Here is a 15,645-nt window from a genome sequence, read left to right on the forward strand (position 1 = left end):
TGTACGGCGACGGCCGGGAAAAAAAGAGGGTGCCTGGACTCTATCGTCACGTCGACAAAATGAGCAGTGGGGGCCACGTATGAGCAGCGATACGACCTGAGACCATGGGTGAGTGGCAGGAACACGTGGCAAGCAGAGTGTGCGGAACATGCTGCAGTCGTTGGCGGTGATCGGTATCGCCGTGGCTGTGATCTACATGTTCGTCCCGCACGACGGGAAGAAGGATCCGGTCAAGGCGGTCGACTACCGGGTCGAGCTCCTGACGGTCCGGCGCGCCGCGCCGTATCCGGTGGCGGCGCCGGTCGGGCTGCCCGACCAGGACAAGTGGAAGGCGACCTCGGTCACCTACGACGGCCAGGCCGACAACGCCTGGCACCTGGGCTTCCTGGACCCGGACAAGGAGTACGTGGCGATCGAGCAGTCCTCGGCGCCCGACCACGACAAGTTCGTGAAGTCCGTCGCCAAGAAGGCGGCGAAGACCGAGCACACCCAGCAGATCGCGGGCGCGACCTGGCGCCGCTGGGAGGGCCCCAAGTACGACGCGCTCGTCCGCGAGGACAAGGGCTCCACGACCGTGGTGACCGGCACGGCGGGCTTCGCCCAGCTGGAGCGGATGGCGGCGGCGCTGGAGCTGAAGAAGGCCTAGGCCCGACGGCCCCAGGGCCCTGACCCCCGGGCCCTGGGGCCCCAGTACGGCGAAAGGCCGCCGCACCCCGAGCGGGGGATGCGGCGGCCTTTCGCCTGCGTCGTCCCGGCCTCAGACGGTGGTGACGACCTCGTCGTACGCCAGGCGCGGGCTGCGCGGGTACGAGGCGCCCTCGCCCGGCTTGCCGATGTTGACGACCATCAGCGGGGTGTGGTCGCCGTCCAGGAACTCCTTCTGGAGCCCGGCGGGGTCGAAGCCGGTCATCGGGCCGGCGGCGAGCCCGGCGGCGCGGACGCCGAGGATGAAGTACGCGGCCTGGAGCGCGGCGTTCAGACCGGCGGCGTTCTCGCGGGCCGGGCGCTCGCTGTAGAACACGTCGGCGGCCTGCGGGAAGGCCGGGAACAGCTTCGGCAGCTCCTCGTGGAACTCGTTGTCGGCGGCGAGGATGGCGACCAGCGGGGCGGTCGCGGTCTTGGCCCGGTTGCCCTCGGACATGTGCGCCACCAGCCGCTCCCGCGCCTCGGCGGAACGCACCAGCACGATGCGCAGCGGCGTCTGGTTGAAGGCGGTGGGCCCGAACTTGACCAGGTCGTAGATCGCCTGCACCTGCTCCTCGCTCACCGGCTCCTCGGTGAACGTGTTGGCGGTACGGGCCTCACGGAAGAGGAGGTCCTGGGCGGCGGGGTCAAGGACGAGAGACATAACGAACCTTCCGGACTTACGGGGATTCCACTTGTGGGGATCAAGCGGTGATGCCACCGTACGACGGAGATAGGTTAAGTTTCAACTAAGTGGGGGGTGGGGTGATTGGGCTCACAGGGGGGGCGGTTTTCGGCCAGGTTGGTGGGGGTGGGGGGGGGTGGGATGGGGCGGGTCTCCGTCTGCGGGCCGTCGCTGGCTGGCCGCGCAGTTCCCCGCGCCCCTTTGGGGCCCGGTCTTCGTCTGCGGGTCGGTTGTGAGTTGCCCGCGCAGTTCCCCCGCGCCCCTTGGGGGTTGCGGGTGCTGTGTCGTCTGAGGGGCGGGCCGCAGGCCCGGCTTTTAGGGGCGCGGGGAACTGCGCGATCAGCCCACGACGGCCCGCAGGTCGGGGCCCAGCGGGGTGCAGGGGCCGCAGGCCCCGCTGGGGGGTCGGGGGCGTAGCCCCCGGAAAACAACCAACCCACCCCCACCCCGCCCCCGGAGGGTTTAGGGAAGGGGCGGGGAGGGGCACCTCACCCCTCAGCCTCCAGCGCCGCATCCAACCGAGCCCGAGCCCCCTCCAACCACCGCCGGCACACCTTCGCCAGCACCTCCCCCCGCTCCCACAGAGCCAGCGACTCCTCCAGGGTCGTCCCCCCGGCCTCCAACCGCCGTACGACGTCGATCAGCTCGTCCCGAGCCTGCTCGTACCCGAGCGACTCGGACGAGGCCGACGCCCCGGCCGGCCCTGCGGCCCCAGCCTCCACGGAGCCCGAGCCCGAGCCCGGCCCCGCACCCGAGCCCGCACCCTCTCCGCCGCCCCCACCCGAACCAACCTTCGCTGCCATATCCGTTACCCTACGCATCCGTACCGACGACAACCGTGAACTCCCCCTCGGCCACCCTGGCCCGCAACTCCTCGCCCCCGGCGACCTCCCCCGGGGCCCGCACCACCGCCCCGTCCGCCCGCTGGAGCACCGCGTACCCCCGCTCCAGCGTCGCCGCCGGCGACAGCGCGACCACGCGCGCGCGGGTGTGGGCGAGCTCGGAGTCGGCGCGGTCCAGCAGATGGCCCACGACCCGGCGCGAGCGGTTCACCAGCGCGTCCACCTCGTCCGCCCGGTCCTCCACCATCCGGTGCGGCCGGTCCATCCAGGGGCGGCCGAGCATCCCGGCAAGACCCCGCTCCTCCCGGTCGACGAGGCCGACGACATGGCGGCGCGCCCGGTCCCGCAGCATCCTGACCCGGTCCAGCTCCTCCCCGACGTCGGGGACGACCTTCTTCGCCGCGTCCGTCGGGGTCGACGCCCGCAGATCCGCGACGAGGTCGAGCAGCGGCGCGTCCGGCTCGTGCCCGATCGCCGAGACCACCGGCGTACGGCACGCGGCCACCGCCCGCACCAACTGCTCGTCGGAGAACGGCAGCAGGTCCTCGACGCTGCCGCCGCCCCGCGCCACGATGATCACGTCGACCTCCGGGAGGCCGTCCAGCTCCCGCACCGCCTCGACGACCTGCGGCACCGCGTGCACCCCCTGCACCGCCACGTTGCGCACCTCGAAGCGCACCGCGGGCCAGCGCCGCCGCGCGTTCTCCAGCACGTCCCGCTCGGCGGCCGAGGCGCGGCCGACCACCAGCCCGACCAGCTGTGGCAGGAAGGGCAGCGGCTTCTTGCGGTCGAGCGCGAAGAGCCCCTCCGCCGCGAGCGACTTCTTCAACTGCTCCAGACGGGCGAGCAGCTCACCGATGCCGACGGGCCGTATCTCCGCGGCCCGCAGCGACAGCTGGCCCCTCGGCGCGTACCACTCCGGCTTCGCGTGGACCACGACCCGGGCGCCCTCGGCGACCACGTCCGCCACCGCGTCGAACACCTGCCGGTAGCAGGTGACCGACACCGAGATGTCGTGCGACGGGTCGCGCAGGGTCAGGAACACCACCCCCGCGCCCGGCCGCCGCGAGAGCTGGGTGATCTGCCCCTCGACCCACACCGCCCCCAGCCGGTCGATCCAGCCGCCGATGAGCCGCGACACCTCACCGACCGGCAGCGGCGCCTGAGCACTCGTATTCAGACCCATGCACGCAGGCTAACGGCCCCCACTGACACCCCACCCCGAACGCGCGGCCGGCGCCCGGCCGCCGCCGCGGCCGGAAAGGTCCACCGGCCCGCGCCGCCCGGCACCCCGCAGCGCTAGCGCACCCGGCCGAAACGTTCCGCCCCCTGCACCATCAGCACCCCGATCCCCAGCACCAGCCACACCAGGCCGACCACCTGCGCCGTACGGGTCGCCTCCCACATCACCGCCACGATCACCGCGGCGCCGAGCAGCGGCAGCACCGCGTGGGTCAGCCAGTTCGGCGCGCCCCCGCGGCGCCGTACCGCGTACCAGGCGATCACCGAGGCGTGCAGCAGCAGGAACGCCGTCAGCGCGCCCATGTCGACCACCGACACCAGATGGTCCATGCCGTCGTCGCGCCGGGCGGCCCAGACCGCCGCCACCAGCGTCACCACCGCGGCCACCAGCAGCGCCGCGCGCGGCACGCCCGAGCCGGTACGCGCCAGGACTCCCGGCAGCCGCCGCTCGCGCGCCATCGCGAACACCAGCCGCCCCGCCGCCGCCTGCCCGGCCAGCGCCGCGAACGCCGCCCCGATCGCCTTGCTCACCGCGACCAGATCGTGCAGCCAGGTGCCCACGGAGGCCTCGACGGTGTCGTAGAAGGCCGAGCCCTGCCGGACGGGATCGGCCGACAGCGCCGCCGATCCCGACGGCTCCAGGAGCGCCGCCAGATACGTCTGGGCCACGAACAGCACGCCCGCCAGCGCCAGACAGAACAGCACCGCGCGCGCGACCTTCTCGGAGCCCCCCGTCACCTCCTCCGCGAAGGAGGCGATCGCGTCGAAGCCCAGATACGAGAGCACCGCCACCGAGACCGCGCCGAGCACCGCCGCGAGCGAGAACCCCGCGTCCCCGGCCAGCGGCGACAGCCAGTCGCGCCGCGCCCCGTCCCGTACGAGCACGACGGAGGCGGCCACCACGAACACCAGCAGGACCGCGATCTCCATCGCCAGCACCGCGAAACCGACCCGCGCCGCCGCCCGTACGCCCCAGAGGTTGAGCGCGGTGGTGATCACCACGGCCAGCGCGGTCCACACCCACCGGGAGACCTCCGGGACCAGCGAGTGCATCGCGATCCCCGAGAAGAGATACGCGACGGCCGGGATCAGCAGGTAGTCGAGCATCGCCATCCAGCCCGCCACGAACCCGGCCCCCTCACCGAGACCCGCGCGCGCGTAGGCGAAGACCGAGCCCGCCTGCGGGGCGACGCGCACCATCTGGGCGTAGCTGGATGCGGTGAACGCCATGGCGACCGTCGACACGACGTAGACCAGGGCCACCGCCCCGTGCGACTTCGCGTCGAGCGTGCCGAAGATGCCGACGGGTGCCATGGGGGCGATGAACAGCAGCCCGTACACCACGAGGTCACGGAAGCCCAGGCTGCGCCGCAGCCCGCCGTCCCGCGGCGCCCGCGGCCCGCGCGCCCCGCCTTCCGCGCCTTCCGCGCCTTCCGCGCCTTCTTCGAGATGCGCACCCATGCGGCCAGTGTCGTCGGCCGGACGATCTTTGGCCCGCCGGGCAGGCCAGGGGTGTCGGACCCCGGCCGTACCATGGACCGCATGACTGCAACGCCTGCCCGCCGTGTCCTGCTCGCAGCACCCCGTGGCTACTGCGCGGGTGTGGACCGCGCCGTGATCGCCGTCGAGAAGGCCCTGGAGCAGTACGGGTCGCCGATCTACGTACGTCACGAGATCGTCCACAACAAGTACGTCGTGCAGACGCTGGAGAAGAAGGGCGCGATCTTCGTCGAGGAGACGGCGGAGGTCCCCGAGGGCTCGATCGTCATGTTCTCGGCGCACGGCGTGGCGCCGACCGTCCACGAGGAGGCGGCCGAGCGCAAGCTCGCCACCATCGACGCGACCTGCCCCCTGGTCACCAAGGTGCACAAGGAGGCCGTCCGCTTCGCCAAGGAGGACTACGACATCCTCCTGATCGGCCACGAGGGCCACGAGGAGGTCATCGGCACCTCCGGCGAGGCCCCCGACCACATCACGCTGGTCGACGGCCCCAAGGACGTGGCGAACGTGGAGGTCCGCGACGAGTCGAAGGTCGTCTGGCTCTCCCAGACCACCCTCTCGGTCGACGAGACCATGGAGACGGTCGACGCCCTCAAGCAGAAGTTCCCCCTGCTGGTCTCCCCGCCGAGCGACGACATCTGCTACGCCACGCAGAACCGCCAGATCGCGGTGAAGCAGATGGGCGAGGACGCGGACCTGGTCATCGTCGTCGGCTCCAAGAACTCCTCGAACTCGGTCCGCCTGGTCGAGGTCGCCCTGGGCGCCGGCGCGCGCGACGCCCACCTGGTGGACTTCGCCGACGAGATCGACGAGGCGTGGCTGGAGGGCGTGAGCACGGTCGGCCTCACCTCCGGCGCTTCCGTCCCCGAGGTCCTGGTCGACGGCGTCCTGGAGTGGCTCGCCCAGCGCGGCTTCGAGGACGTGGAGATCGTCAAGGCGGCGGAGGAGTCGATCACGTTCTCGCTGCCGAAGGAGCTGCGCCGCGACCTGCGCGCCGAGGCCGCGGAGTTGTCCGGGAATTAGTTGTCCGGGAATCAGCCCTGGTCAGGCGGTTGTGTGGGTGACTGTCAGTGCCCGCCCGTAACGTGGGGTCCATGAACGTGTTCGGAGTGGACATCGGCGGGTCCGGGATCAAGGGTGCTCCCGTGGACCTGGAGCGCGGCGACCTGACCCAGGAGCGGTTCAAGGTCCTCACCCCGCACCCCGCGACGCCGGAGGCGGTGGCGGAGGGCGTCGCGGAGGTGGTCGCCCAGTTCGGCTGGTCGGGCCCGGTCGGCGTCACCTTCCCGGGTGTCGTCACGGGCAACACGATCCGCACGGCGGCCAACGTCGACAAGACCTGGATAGGCGTGGACGGCGCCCGCCTGCTCACCGACCGTCTGGGCGGCCATCCGGTGACGGTGATGAACGACGCGGACGCGGCGGGTGTGGCCGAGATGAGCTTCGGCGCGGGCCGGGGCCGCAAGGGCACCGTGATCCTGCTGACGTTCGGTACGGGCATCGGCAGCGCCCTCTTCCTCGACGGCCGCCTCGTGCCCAACACCGAGCTGGGCCACCTTGAGCTGCACGGCCACGACGCGGAGAAGCGCGCGTCGACCAAGGTCAAGGAGGACGAGGACCTGAGCTGGTCCCACTGGGCCCACCGCGTCCAGAAGTACCTGGCCCATGTGGAGATGCTGTTCTCGCCGGAGCTCTTCATCATCGGCGGCGGGGTGAGCCGCAAGGCGGAGAAGTTCCTGCCGCTGATCGAGGGGATCCGGGCGGAGATCGTCCCGGCGGAGTTGCAGAACAACGCGGGGATCGTGGGGGCGGCGATGACGGCGGGGCGGGGGTAGCCAGGGGGCGCGCCCGTGAGGGGCGCGCCGTGATGGTGCCCGGCGGGGCCGCAGGGCTGCGGCGCGGCCGTATGGCCCGCGGCCCCGTCCCCCTACCGCCGTGTCCCCCTGCTGCCGTGTCCGCCTACTGCCCTGTCCCCCTACTGCTGCCGCCCTGTCCCAGCGCCCGGCGGCTTGCAGCGCCCCCAGTACCTCAGCACGCCCCGGCGGGCGGTCCACGGCGTCGTCCGGGATGACGGCGGCAGCGGGCGGCGGGGTGGCGGCCCTACCGGCGAGGGCCGGGACCGGGTCCGGGCCCGGGAGCGGCGGGCCGTGGGGTCCGCCGCCCCATCAGCCGCAGCTTCCGTACGCTCGCGATCACACCCGCCACCAGCGTCCCCCCGTACAGCCAGCCGGCGTGCAGGGCGAGGGCGGTGACCACGGCCATGGCCTGGCCGCCGACGCCGCCGGAGCCGCCCGCGATGGGCACGATGCCGAAGGCGAAGGCGATCGGGACGCTGATCGGGGCGCTGACCAGGTCGGCCGGGCGCACCCAGAGCGCGGTGACGGCGCTCACCGGCAGGAACAGCAGCCCGTACACGGCGGGCGAGCCGTCGAAGAGCAGCCAGTCCAGACAGCCGAGCAGGAACATCACGGCGGCGGAGAAGAGCCCGCCGCCTAGGCTCGTGAGGCGCGGCTGGGGGAGCCGGCGCAGGGCGAGGACGAACGGCGGGGCGGGCCGGGCCGCCACCCGGTACACGGCCGCCGCCTCCCCCGCGGGGACGGGCGGTCCGAGCGGGGCGGCCCGGCCGGGGGTACGGCCGGGCGCGCCCGCGGCCGGGCCACCGGCGGTGCGTGCTCGCTGTCCGGGCTGCGGGGTGCGCGTCCTGTATTGCTCCACCGCACCAACGTAGGTCGCAACAGGGGAGGAACGACCCGTGGGACACGCCCTTTGGGTGAGCTTGGCGTTGCGTTCGACGCGAAACCGACCCTCGGGGCGGTGGACGGGAGCCGGGGGCGGACCCGACGAGGGCCGTCGCCGACGCCACGGCGCGCCCGTAAACTGGTGAGTCGGCCCCCATCCGCGGGGGCGTCGGCCCCCGGCCCGGGGGCGGACGGACCATCACCCTCGTACCGGGAAGTCGCCAACGTGTCGCTCACGATCGGAATCGTCGGTCTGCCGAATGTCGGCAAGTCGACCCTGTTCAACGCCCTGACCAAGAACGACGTACTGGCGGCCAACTACCCGTTCGCCACCATCGAGCCGAACGTCGGCGTCGTGGGCGTCCCGGACGCCCGCCTCCACAAGCTCGCCGAGGTCTTCAGCTCGCAGCGCGTGCTCCCCGCGACGGTCGACTTCGTCGACATCGCCGGCATCGTGCGCGGCGCCAGCGAGGGCGAGGGCCTGGGCAACAAGTTCCTGGCCAACATCCGCGAGTCGGACGCGATCTGCCAGGTCATCCGCGCCTTCAAGGACGAGAACGTCGTCCACGTCGACGGCAAGGTGTCCCCGAAGGACGACATCGAGACGATCAACACCGAGCTGATCCTCGCCGACCTCCAGACCATCGAGAAGGTCCTGCCGCGCCTCCAGAAGGAGTCCCGGATCAAGAAGGACGTCGCCCCCAAGGTGGCGGCGGTCGAGGCGGCGAAGGAGATCCTGGAGAAGGGCGACACGCTGTTCTCGGCCGGGATCGTCCAGGGCTCGGAGAAGGCGGAACTCCTCCACGACCTGCACCTCCTCACGGCGAAGCCCTTCCTCTACGTCTTCAACGTCGACGAGGACGAGCTGACCGACGACGCCTTCAAGGCCGACCAGCGCGCCCTGGTGGCCCCCGCCGAGGCGATCTTCCTCAACGCCAAGCTGGAGCAGGACCTCGCGGAGCTCGACGAGGCGGACGCGCTGGAGCTGCTCCAGTCCGTCGGCGCCGAGGAGCCGGGCCTGGCCACGCTGGCCCGCGTCGGCTTCGACACCCTCGGCCTCCAGACGTACCTGACGGCCGGCCCCAAGGAAGCCCGCGCCTGGACCATCAAGAAGGGCGCCACGGCCCCCGAGGCGGCCGGTGTCATCCACACCGACTTCCAGAAGGGCTTCATCAAGGCGGAAGTCATCTCCTTCGAGGACCTGGTGGAAATGGGCTCGGTCGCCGAGGCCCGCGCCAAGGGCAAAGCCCGCATGGAGGGCAAGGAGTACGTGATGCAGGACGGGGATGTGGTGGAGTTCCGCTTCAACGTGTAGCTGTTTCGCTACTGCGTGTTAGCTCATTTCGTCCAGTGCGCAGTTCAGAAGGGGTCGGTCTCTGATGAGGCCGACCCCCTTTGCGTTCCTGTGCCCACTGGGGCTGACTTGGAAGCTCCTGTCAGCCCGGCTGGCCGGTCGCCAGCTTGTCGAGATCGAGACTGATCTCGAACGGAAGGGGCCGCTGGAGCGTGTGGCGGAAGATTCCCGCCGGCGCGTACGAGCCGGTCGGCCCGTCGAGCTCGTAGACGTGCACGGCGGGGACGGTGTCCTCGTCCTCGATGCACCAGTAGTGCCGGATGCCGGCCTCGGCGTACTTGCGAAGCTTGACTGTCCGGTCACGGTGGGCGGATTCCGGTGAGACGACCTCAATGACCAGTTGGACGTCTTCGGGAGCGAACCAGGTGCAATCCGGGTCGTACGGCGCGGTTGTCACGATGAGGTCCGGCTCCGGACGGTTGCGGGCATCGAGGCGGATGGTCATCTCCCGGCCGACCCTGAAACCCGCTGGCGCCTGTGCCCTGAGAGCCAACGTGAGGTCGGTGACGATCTCTCCGTGCCACCAGCGCTGGGGCGACATCATGAAGACGAGGGCTCCGTCGATCAGCTCGGTGTGGCGCGGCGCTTCCGGGAGGCGGTCCAGGTCCTCCGCGAACCAGCCTTCCGCGCGCGGCGGGCGCATCCAGTCGGGCAGTGCGGTCATGGCTTCACGGTAACGGCCCACAGCTCAGCCTGGAGAGCCAACGATCCCGGCCGGAGGATTTTCGGCACCTCGCACCCCCACAACCAGCCACCCACCCAGCATCCGGCCATGAGCGACTCATCGGTCCAGATCACCACCGGTCACCTCCGTGGCGGCTCTTGTCTTCTCGACGACGGCCGCGTTTTGGGCACTCGTCTACAACCGACGTCAGGCGAGAGCAGTCGCGCAAGCCAACGCCCCCTTCCGGAGCAGGCGCAACGCGAGCGGGATTCCCATGCGGCCGCTGAGCGATGACGGTGATCTCGGAGTAGAGGCCGGCGGCATAATCCCGTGGTGATTCTTTGCTGGCTTGAGCCCTCTGTAGGAGCGTTTTCGCAGGTGAGAGCTTCTTTGTCGACACTCCGCTTCACCGCGTAGTCGTCGCGTTACCGCGTGCTGGCCGGCCCCTTTCATCGGTCACACGGGCAGGAGGCTCGACGCCGCGCCCGCCAGCTCCCGCAGTTTCTCTCGTGTCTCGGCGTCGGTCGAGTACACCACCGTTCCGATCATTCCCCGGGTCAGCAGGACCTTGTACGTGTTGCGGATCAGTCGGTCCACGTCCGCGTCCGGGGTCGACTTCTTGAAGACGGGGTCCTTGGACGCCGTGCGGTCGGTGATCCAGCGGTTGCCGCGCCACACCAGGTCGGGGCCGATGATGACGCCGCTCCAGTCGTACTCGAAGCCCTGGGCCGTGTACACGCAGCCCACCTGTCCGAAACCCGCGGGATCGGTCGCCCACAGCGCGGCCGGCGGCGCGCCGTCGACGGCCCGGTCGCCGAAGACGTTCCAGGGCCGCGCCCAGTCCCCGACCACGACGTCGGTCGGCAGTGCCTGCCCGGGCAGCACCTTCTTCGTCCACTTCCAGCAGTAGCCGGCGGACATGCGCGCGCTGTACTTCCGCGCGCGTCGCTCGTCGAGGAAGGCCTCCATCTCCCGCGGACTGTCCGCCACCAGGAGCCGCATCTTTCCGTCCGGTTCCCAGATCACGGGGCCGCCCGGTTCGAGCCCGAGCAGCCGCACCACCCACCGAAGATAGGCGTCGCTGCCGCCGCACCGGGACTGGCTGTCCAGGGGTACCACCTGGCAGCGAATCCCCTTCTTCGCGGCGGCCGCCTCGATCTCCGCGACCGTACCCATCTCGCCGGGCCGCACGACCTGGTGTTCGTCCAACAGGAACACCGGGACGCGCGCCGCGTCGATGAGTTCCTCGATCTGCGGTCTGCCGGTGCGGTTCGACGCCGAGGTGTAGCGGTTGGCCGAGGTCTCGCGTATACGGTGGGCCTCGTCGCAGATCAGGACGTCCAGAGCGTTGCGCTCGGCGGTCATGAAGCTGTTGAAGTACTTGAAGAGCTCCTTCACCTCGCGCTTCCGGGCACCCGCGACCTTGCGCATGGTGGTCGTGAACGAGCTGGAGCCCGTCGCGTGGAGCGCGCTGACGCCCTGCCGGTAGAGCTCGCCGAGGAGCGACAGCGCGATGACGCTCTTGCCGGTCCCGGGGCCGCCGGTCACGATCACGACCTCCTTGTGGTCGGCCCGCTTGGCACGGCGAACGGCGTTGAGGACCTCCCGGTAGGCGATCTGCTGCTCGTCCAGCAGCACGAACTGCTCCCGCTCGCGCACCTCCTGGGCGGCCACCGCCATCAACTGCTTGGACGGGCCGATCTTCCCGCTCATCAGCTCGTCGGCGGCCCCCGCGCCGGACCCGGCCCCCAGCCTCGTCCGCAGGTAGTCGATGAACTCCCCGCGGCGCGCACCGATGAAGAGCCGGCCGTGCTGGTTCTGCTCGGCTTCGAAGAGCCCGCCGACGCCGAACTCGGTGGCGTTGTGCAGATACGCGGCGCCGCTGACGCGTTCCGGGTGTGCGGCCAGCACTCCGTTGAAGGAGATGAGGTACTCGCAGTAACCGCGCACTTGGTTGACGGGGTTCAACACCGCCCGGGCGTACGCGTCGACGCGGCACAGCGACGGGTCGTCGTCGTCCGGCTCGGCGCTGCTCCACTGTTTCAGCTCCACCACGACGTACGACGGCACACCGGTCTTGGGGTGCACCCCGGCGAGCACGGCGTCGGCCCGCTTGCTGTTCAGCGGCAGCCCGTACTCCAGCAGCATCTCGACCTGTCCGAGTCCCGCGTCGTTGAGCGCGTTCGCCAGGACGGGAATGCTCCGCTCCCACGAGCGGACCTCGGACGGACCCGGCTTGTGGCCGTGCACGTGCACGAACTGCTCCGTCAGACGGAAGAAGAGAGCACCGGAGAGGCACTCGGCGGCGACCGCGGCGGCGGAGTCGCGGAACAGCAAGGAATGCCCCCAGGCAGCACGAAGGAACTCGTGCGGGTGGGGGCATGTCCTCGGTGACTCCGCCGGGCGGAGCGGAAGCCCGGCGGGCCGCAGCTACGACGGGATCAAGGTTACCCGTGACGCCTGCCGTAGGCGGGTGGCAGTTGCGATCCCTCGGCGGTGAGCTGCGCCTGGGCGCCGTCATAGTGCTGCATGCCGATCGTGCCCGCGATGAGCCTGCGCAGTTCGTTGTGGGTCGCCGGGTCCGTCGCGTAGACCACGGTGCCGACGACGCCGCGGGTGAGCAGCACGTGGTAGGCGTTGCGGACACACCGTTCGACGGTCGCGTCGTCGACTTGGCCGCGGAAGGCGGGGTCGCGCGATGCCGCCCGGTCCACGGTGAACCTGCCGTCGCGGAACAGCAGGTCGGGGCCGATGATGACGCCGTTCCAGTCGTACTCGAAGGTCTGCGCCGTGTAGACGCAGCCGATCTGCCCGATGCCGCGTCGGTCGGTCGACCACAGGTCGGACCGGGGTGCGTCCGGAACCCGGTGCTCCGGCTTCACGTTCCACGGTCGGCGCCAATCCCCGATGTGCACGTCGTCGACGAGCCGTTCCCCGTCCGGATTGCTCCACGGCCAGCAGAAGCCGGCGGTGATACGCGCGGTGGCTCCCGCGAGGCCACGCTCCTGGATGAACTGCTCCAGTTGCTCGGGGGAGTCGGCGACCGTGAGCGTCATCCGTCCGTCCGGTCTCCAGGGCACCGGATCGGCACTGTCCAGGCCCAGCAACTGCCGGACCCAGTGCTGGTATCGCTTGCTGCCGCCGGCCCGGAAGGTCCCCTCCAGATCCGTCACCTCGACCAGGCAGCCGTCGTCCTCGGCGAGCTTCCTGAGGTAGTCGGCGGTGCCCACCTCGTCGGGACGGATCGACTGATGGTCGTCGAGCAGGAAGATCGGAACCTTGGCCGCCCGGATCACCTCCGTCGCCTGCGGGCGGTTGTCGTCACGCAGTTCCTTCGGCGTCCAGCGGTGGGTCGAGCTGCGCCGCATGCGGTGCGCCTCGTCACAGATGAGGACGTCGATGCTGTCCGGCGGCGTCTCGCTGAAGCTGTTGAAGTACCGGTACAGCCGGTTGGCCGCGCGGCGCTTGTCCGCCAGCCGCCCGGAGCGTGCCGTACCGAGCATGATCTCTCGCAACGTCTCCGTGTACGCGTGGGAGCCGCTGGCCAGCACGGCCTCGCGGCCCTTGAGCCCGAGCGCTCGCTGCAACTCCAGGGCCACGGCGCTCTTCCCGCTGCCGGGTCCGCCCCGCAGGATGTAGACGCGTTTGGCGCCCCGGTCCGGAGCGGCTCCGTGATCGGTGTCGGGGTCGTAGAACAGGTCCGCGCCCGAGTCGGTGAACCGTGCTGTCTTCTCCAGGTGCCGGGTGATCCGGTCGACCGCGACGTACTGCTCGTCGAGGAGGGTGAGGCCGCCGCCGACGACGGAGCGCTGACGGGCCACGTCGGTGACCTTGAGCAGGGGGTCGCGGCGCGCCCGCTGGAGTGCCTCGGCGGCCCGTTTCCCGGACGCGGCCGTGAACCTCGAGGTGAGAACTCTGCGGAACCGGTCCATGTCGTCGAGGGTGTAGAGGAACCCGTGGTCGGTCTCGGGCAGATTGAACAGTGCCTCCACACGCGCGTCACGCGCGTTGTGGAGCAGCACCACTCCCATCAACCGGTCGGGGTCCTGCCGCAGATGGGGCAGATAGCGCATCATGTACTCGCAGTAGCGCTGGACCTGCCGTACCGGATGCAGTTTGTTCTTCCGGTCGCCGAAGCCGAGGTCGACGGCGATCGGGCAGCGGGGGTCCACCGTGGCGTGCCGCACCTGCTTCAGCTCGACCGCGAGGTACGAGTCCGTCCCGGTGCCGGGATGCTCGCCGCACAGCACCAGGTCCACCGCGGAGTTGGTGTGCGGCAGGTCCACCTCGACCTGTACCTCCACGGCCTCGAGACCGCGGTCCAGCAGAGCCTCGACCACCACCGGGATGCTGTTGTTCCAGGCCGCCACATCGCCCTTACCGGGCTCTCCGCCCTTGATCCGGACGTGCTCGTCGATCAGCAGCTCGGTGAGCGGGAGGAGCGTCGATCCGGCCCGGGCCACGGTGAGTCGACCGAGTTCGGCCGCGGACAGTTGCAGGAGCACGAAGGTTCCCCAGGCACGAGATGACTCGTGCGGGTGGGGGCATGTCCTTCGTGGCTCCCCGGGGGGAGAGCGGAAGCCCGTCGGGCCGCAATGACAGTCCGTAGGTTAACGCGCGCCGCGGCGGGGTGAGGCGGGCCCCCGGAGGCCCGCCCGCCGCCAGGGCTCAGCCGAGGCGGTGCACCACGGCCTGCGCCAGCGCCCACATCAGGTTCGAGCCGAAGCTCGCCGTGATGCCCACCAGGACGTCACGGACCCAGTTGCGGCGCTTGGGCGTGTACTCGACTGCAGCCATACGAATGCGTCCCCTTCGGTTGTGACCGGTGACGGTTGCCGGATGACTCCCGCCGGGAGCGCACCAAGGGTTCGCGTCACCGAACCGAAAGGCCTGCGACTTCGCAGGTCGCGTCGCGTACATCCTCCGGGAGGACACGCGGTGCGGAACAACGCTAGCTCACGAGTGGGCTCTGTGACCAAGGAGTTGAGACGTGTAGCGTGGCATCGTGGGGACGTCGCGACGAAGGGATGCCCCGCCGTGATCGAATTCCCCCGTGACCACGACCGCCACCCCCCTCCCTCTCCCGTCGCGCCCCCTCCGCATAGCCACCGCCCAGACCCCCGTCGCCCCCGGTGACATCGTCGCCAACGCGGCCGCCGTCGCCCGGGTTGTCCGGGCGGGCGGGGACGGTGGGGCCAGGGTTGTGGTGTTCGCGGAGAAGTTTCTCAGTGGGTATGAGCCCGAGCTCATTCGCAGCGACCCTCGGCGGTGTGCCGTCAATTGGCCCGAGGACTCGCGGCTCGGCGTGGTCGTCGACGCCTGTCGGGACAGTGGGGTCGTCGCCGTCGTGGGGGCCGCCGTGTACGACGCAGGGGAGCTGTATGTCTCCGCCCTCGTCGTCGACGGGTCCGGAGTCCTCGCGCGGTACGACAAGCAGCACCTTTTCAAGGCCGAGCGGGCTCTTTACCGGCCCGGCTCCGTCGGCCTCACCCTCGACGTCGACGGGTGGCGGCTCGGGCTCGGGGTCTGTTACGACTCCGGGTTCCCCGAGCACGCGCGCGCGGCGGCGCTGGACGGCTGCCACGTGTACGTGGTGGGCGCGCTGTTCGGGGTGGGGAACGGGTACCACGAGTCGCGGGTGTGGTTTCCCGCGCGGGCTCTCGACAACACCGTGTACGCCGTCCTCGCCAACCACGTTGGACGTACGGGGGAGTGGGACACCTGTGGGAGCAGCGCGGTGTGGGGGCCCGACGGGCGGCTCGTCGCCGAGGCCGGACCCCACGCCGAGGAGATCGTCTGGGCCGATCTGGACCCGGAGACCCTGCGCGCCACCCGGGACGCCGAGCCGATGCTCCGAGATCTGCGGCAGGACGGTGGGGTGCCGTTCCGGCGGGGCGTACGTGTGGTGACCGCCCCGGGCGCGGCGACCCCGTAGC

General features: G+C 70.7%; 14 protein-coding genes. 5 read left to right on the forward strand and 9 right to left on the reverse strand.

What is annotated here, in order from left to right:
- Positions 1-112: 112 nt before the first annotated feature.
- Positions 113-646: a DUF4245 domain-containing protein gene (locus AC069K_RS31350; RefSeq protein WP_365104664.1), complete on the forward strand. Its 534-nt coding sequence runs from the start codon at positions 113-115 to the stop codon at positions 644-646.
- A gap of 111 nt (positions 647-757) precedes the next feature.
- On the opposite strand, the gene AC069K_RS31355 is transcribed toward AC069K_RS31350, so the two are convergent.
- From AC069K_RS31355 to AC069K_RS31370, 4 genes are all read right to left on the reverse strand, one after another.
- Positions 758-1,348 carry a malonic semialdehyde reductase gene (locus AC069K_RS31355; protein ID WP_358837093.1) on the reverse strand — a complete coding sequence of 197 codons (591 nt, stop codon included), beginning with the start codon at positions 1,346-1,348 and terminating at the stop codon, positions 758-760.
- Between the two features lie 509 nt (positions 1,349-1,857).
- The gene (locus AC069K_RS31360; RefSeq protein WP_365104842.1) at positions 1,858-2,091 is read right to left on the reverse strand and encodes an exodeoxyribonuclease VII small subunit; all 234 of its coding nucleotides are present in this window, start codon (positions 2,089-2,091) and stop codon (positions 1,858-1,860) included.
- Between the two features lie 91 nt (positions 2,092-2,182).
- A complete protein-coding gene (xseA, locus tag AC069K_RS31365; RefSeq protein WP_478621916.1) occupies positions 2,183-3,397 on the reverse strand; it encodes an exodeoxyribonuclease VII large subunit in 1,215 nt (404 codons plus the stop codon).
- Positions 3,398-3,510: 113 nt separating this feature from the next.
- Entirely contained in the window at positions 3,511-4,914 is a 1,404-nt protein-coding gene (locus AC069K_RS31370; protein ID WP_478621918.1) for an APC family permease, read from the reverse strand.
- Positions 4,915-4,986: 72 nt separating this feature from the next.
- Between AC069K_RS31370 and AC069K_RS31375 the strand changes: the two genes are divergently transcribed.
- Positions 4,987-5,976 carry a 4-hydroxy-3-methylbut-2-enyl diphosphate reductase gene (locus AC069K_RS31375; RefSeq protein WP_365104671.1) on the forward strand — a complete coding sequence of 330 codons (990 nt, stop codon included), beginning with the start codon at positions 4,987-4,989 and terminating at the stop codon, positions 5,974-5,976.
- Between the two features lie 71 nt (positions 5,977-6,047).
- Positions 6,048-6,788, forward strand: a complete 741-nt coding sequence (ppgK, locus tag AC069K_RS31380) for a polyphosphate--glucose phosphotransferase (protein WP_358837240.1) — start codon at positions 6,048-6,050, stop codon at positions 6,786-6,788.
- A 265-nt stretch (positions 6,789-7,053) separates the two neighbouring features.
- Here the strand turns inward: ppgK and AC069K_RS31385 are convergent, their stop codons facing one another.
- Positions 7,054-7,668 (reverse strand): DUF6542 domain-containing protein, encoded by a 615-nt coding sequence (locus AC069K_RS31385; protein WP_478621920.1) that lies wholly within the window; start codon positions 7,666-7,668, stop codon positions 7,054-7,056.
- 249 nt (positions 7,669-7,917) lie between these two features.
- Between AC069K_RS31385 and ychF the strand changes: the two genes are divergently transcribed.
- Entirely contained in the window at positions 7,918-9,006 is a 1,089-nt protein-coding gene (gene ychF / locus AC069K_RS31390) for a redox-regulated ATPase YchF (protein WP_358832525.1), read from the forward strand.
- Positions 9,007-9,127: 121 nt separating this feature from the next.
- Here ychF and AC069K_RS31395 read toward each other — a convergent pair whose 3' ends face one another.
- The 4 genes from AC069K_RS31395 to AC069K_RS31410 form a co-directional block, all read right to left on the reverse strand.
- Positions 9,128-9,709, reverse strand: coding sequence for a Uma2 family endonuclease (locus tag AC069K_RS31395; protein ID WP_478621923.1), 582 nt, complete (start codon positions 9,707-9,709; stop codon positions 9,128-9,130).
- Between the two features lie 456 nt (positions 9,710-10,165).
- Positions 10,166-12,046, reverse strand: a complete 1,881-nt coding sequence (locus AC069K_RS31400) for a DNA/RNA helicase domain-containing protein (protein WP_478621924.1) — start codon at positions 12,044-12,046, stop codon at positions 10,166-10,168.
- 110 nt (positions 12,047-12,156) lie between these two features.
- Entirely contained in the window at positions 12,157-14,214 is a 2,058-nt protein-coding gene (locus AC069K_RS31405) for a DUF2075 domain-containing protein (protein WP_478621926.1), read from the reverse strand.
- Positions 14,215-14,377: 163 nt separating this feature from the next.
- Entirely contained in the window at positions 14,378-14,506 is a 129-nt protein-coding gene (locus tag AC069K_RS31410) for a DUF6408 family protein (protein WP_358832540.1), read from the reverse strand.
- A 256-nt stretch (positions 14,507-14,762) separates the two neighbouring features.
- On the opposite strand from AC069K_RS31410, the gene AC069K_RS31415 reads away from it, so the two are divergent.
- Positions 14,763-15,644: a carbon-nitrogen hydrolase family protein gene (locus tag AC069K_RS31415; protein WP_478621929.1), complete on the forward strand. Its 882-nt coding sequence runs from the start codon at positions 14,763-14,765 to the stop codon at positions 15,642-15,644.
- The last annotated feature ends 1 nt before the right edge of the window (position 15,645 follow it).

The organism is Streptomyces sp. NPDC043908 (assembly GCF_056435525.1).

Coding starts and splice junctions, on each gene's coding strand:
- AC069K_RS31355 (WP_358837093.1), bottom strand. CDS start 1,348: ATGTCTCTCGTCCTTGACCCCGCCGCCCAGGACCTCCTCTTCCGTGAG.
- xseA (WP_478621916.1), bottom strand. CDS start 3,397: ATGGGTCTGAATACGAGTGCTCAGGCGCCGCTGCCGGTCGGTGAGGTG.
- AC069K_RS31370 (WP_478621918.1), bottom strand. CDS start 4,914: ATGGGTGCGCATCTCGAAGAAGGCGCGGAAGGCGCGGAAGGCGCGGAA.
- AC069K_RS31375 (WP_365104671.1), top strand. CDS start 4,987: ATGGACCGCATGACTGCAACGCCTGCCCGCCGTGTCCTGCTCGCAGCA.
- ppgK (WP_358837240.1), top strand. CDS start 6,048: ATGAACGTGTTCGGAGTGGACATCGGCGGGTCCGGGATCAAGGGTGCT.
- AC069K_RS31395 (WP_478621923.1), bottom strand. CDS start 9,709: ATGACCGCACTGCCCGACTGGATGCGCCCGCCGCGCGCGGAAGGCTGG.
- AC069K_RS31410 (WP_358832540.1), bottom strand. CDS start 14,506: ATGGCTGCAGTCGAGTACACGCCCAAGCGCCGCAACTGGGTCCGTGAC.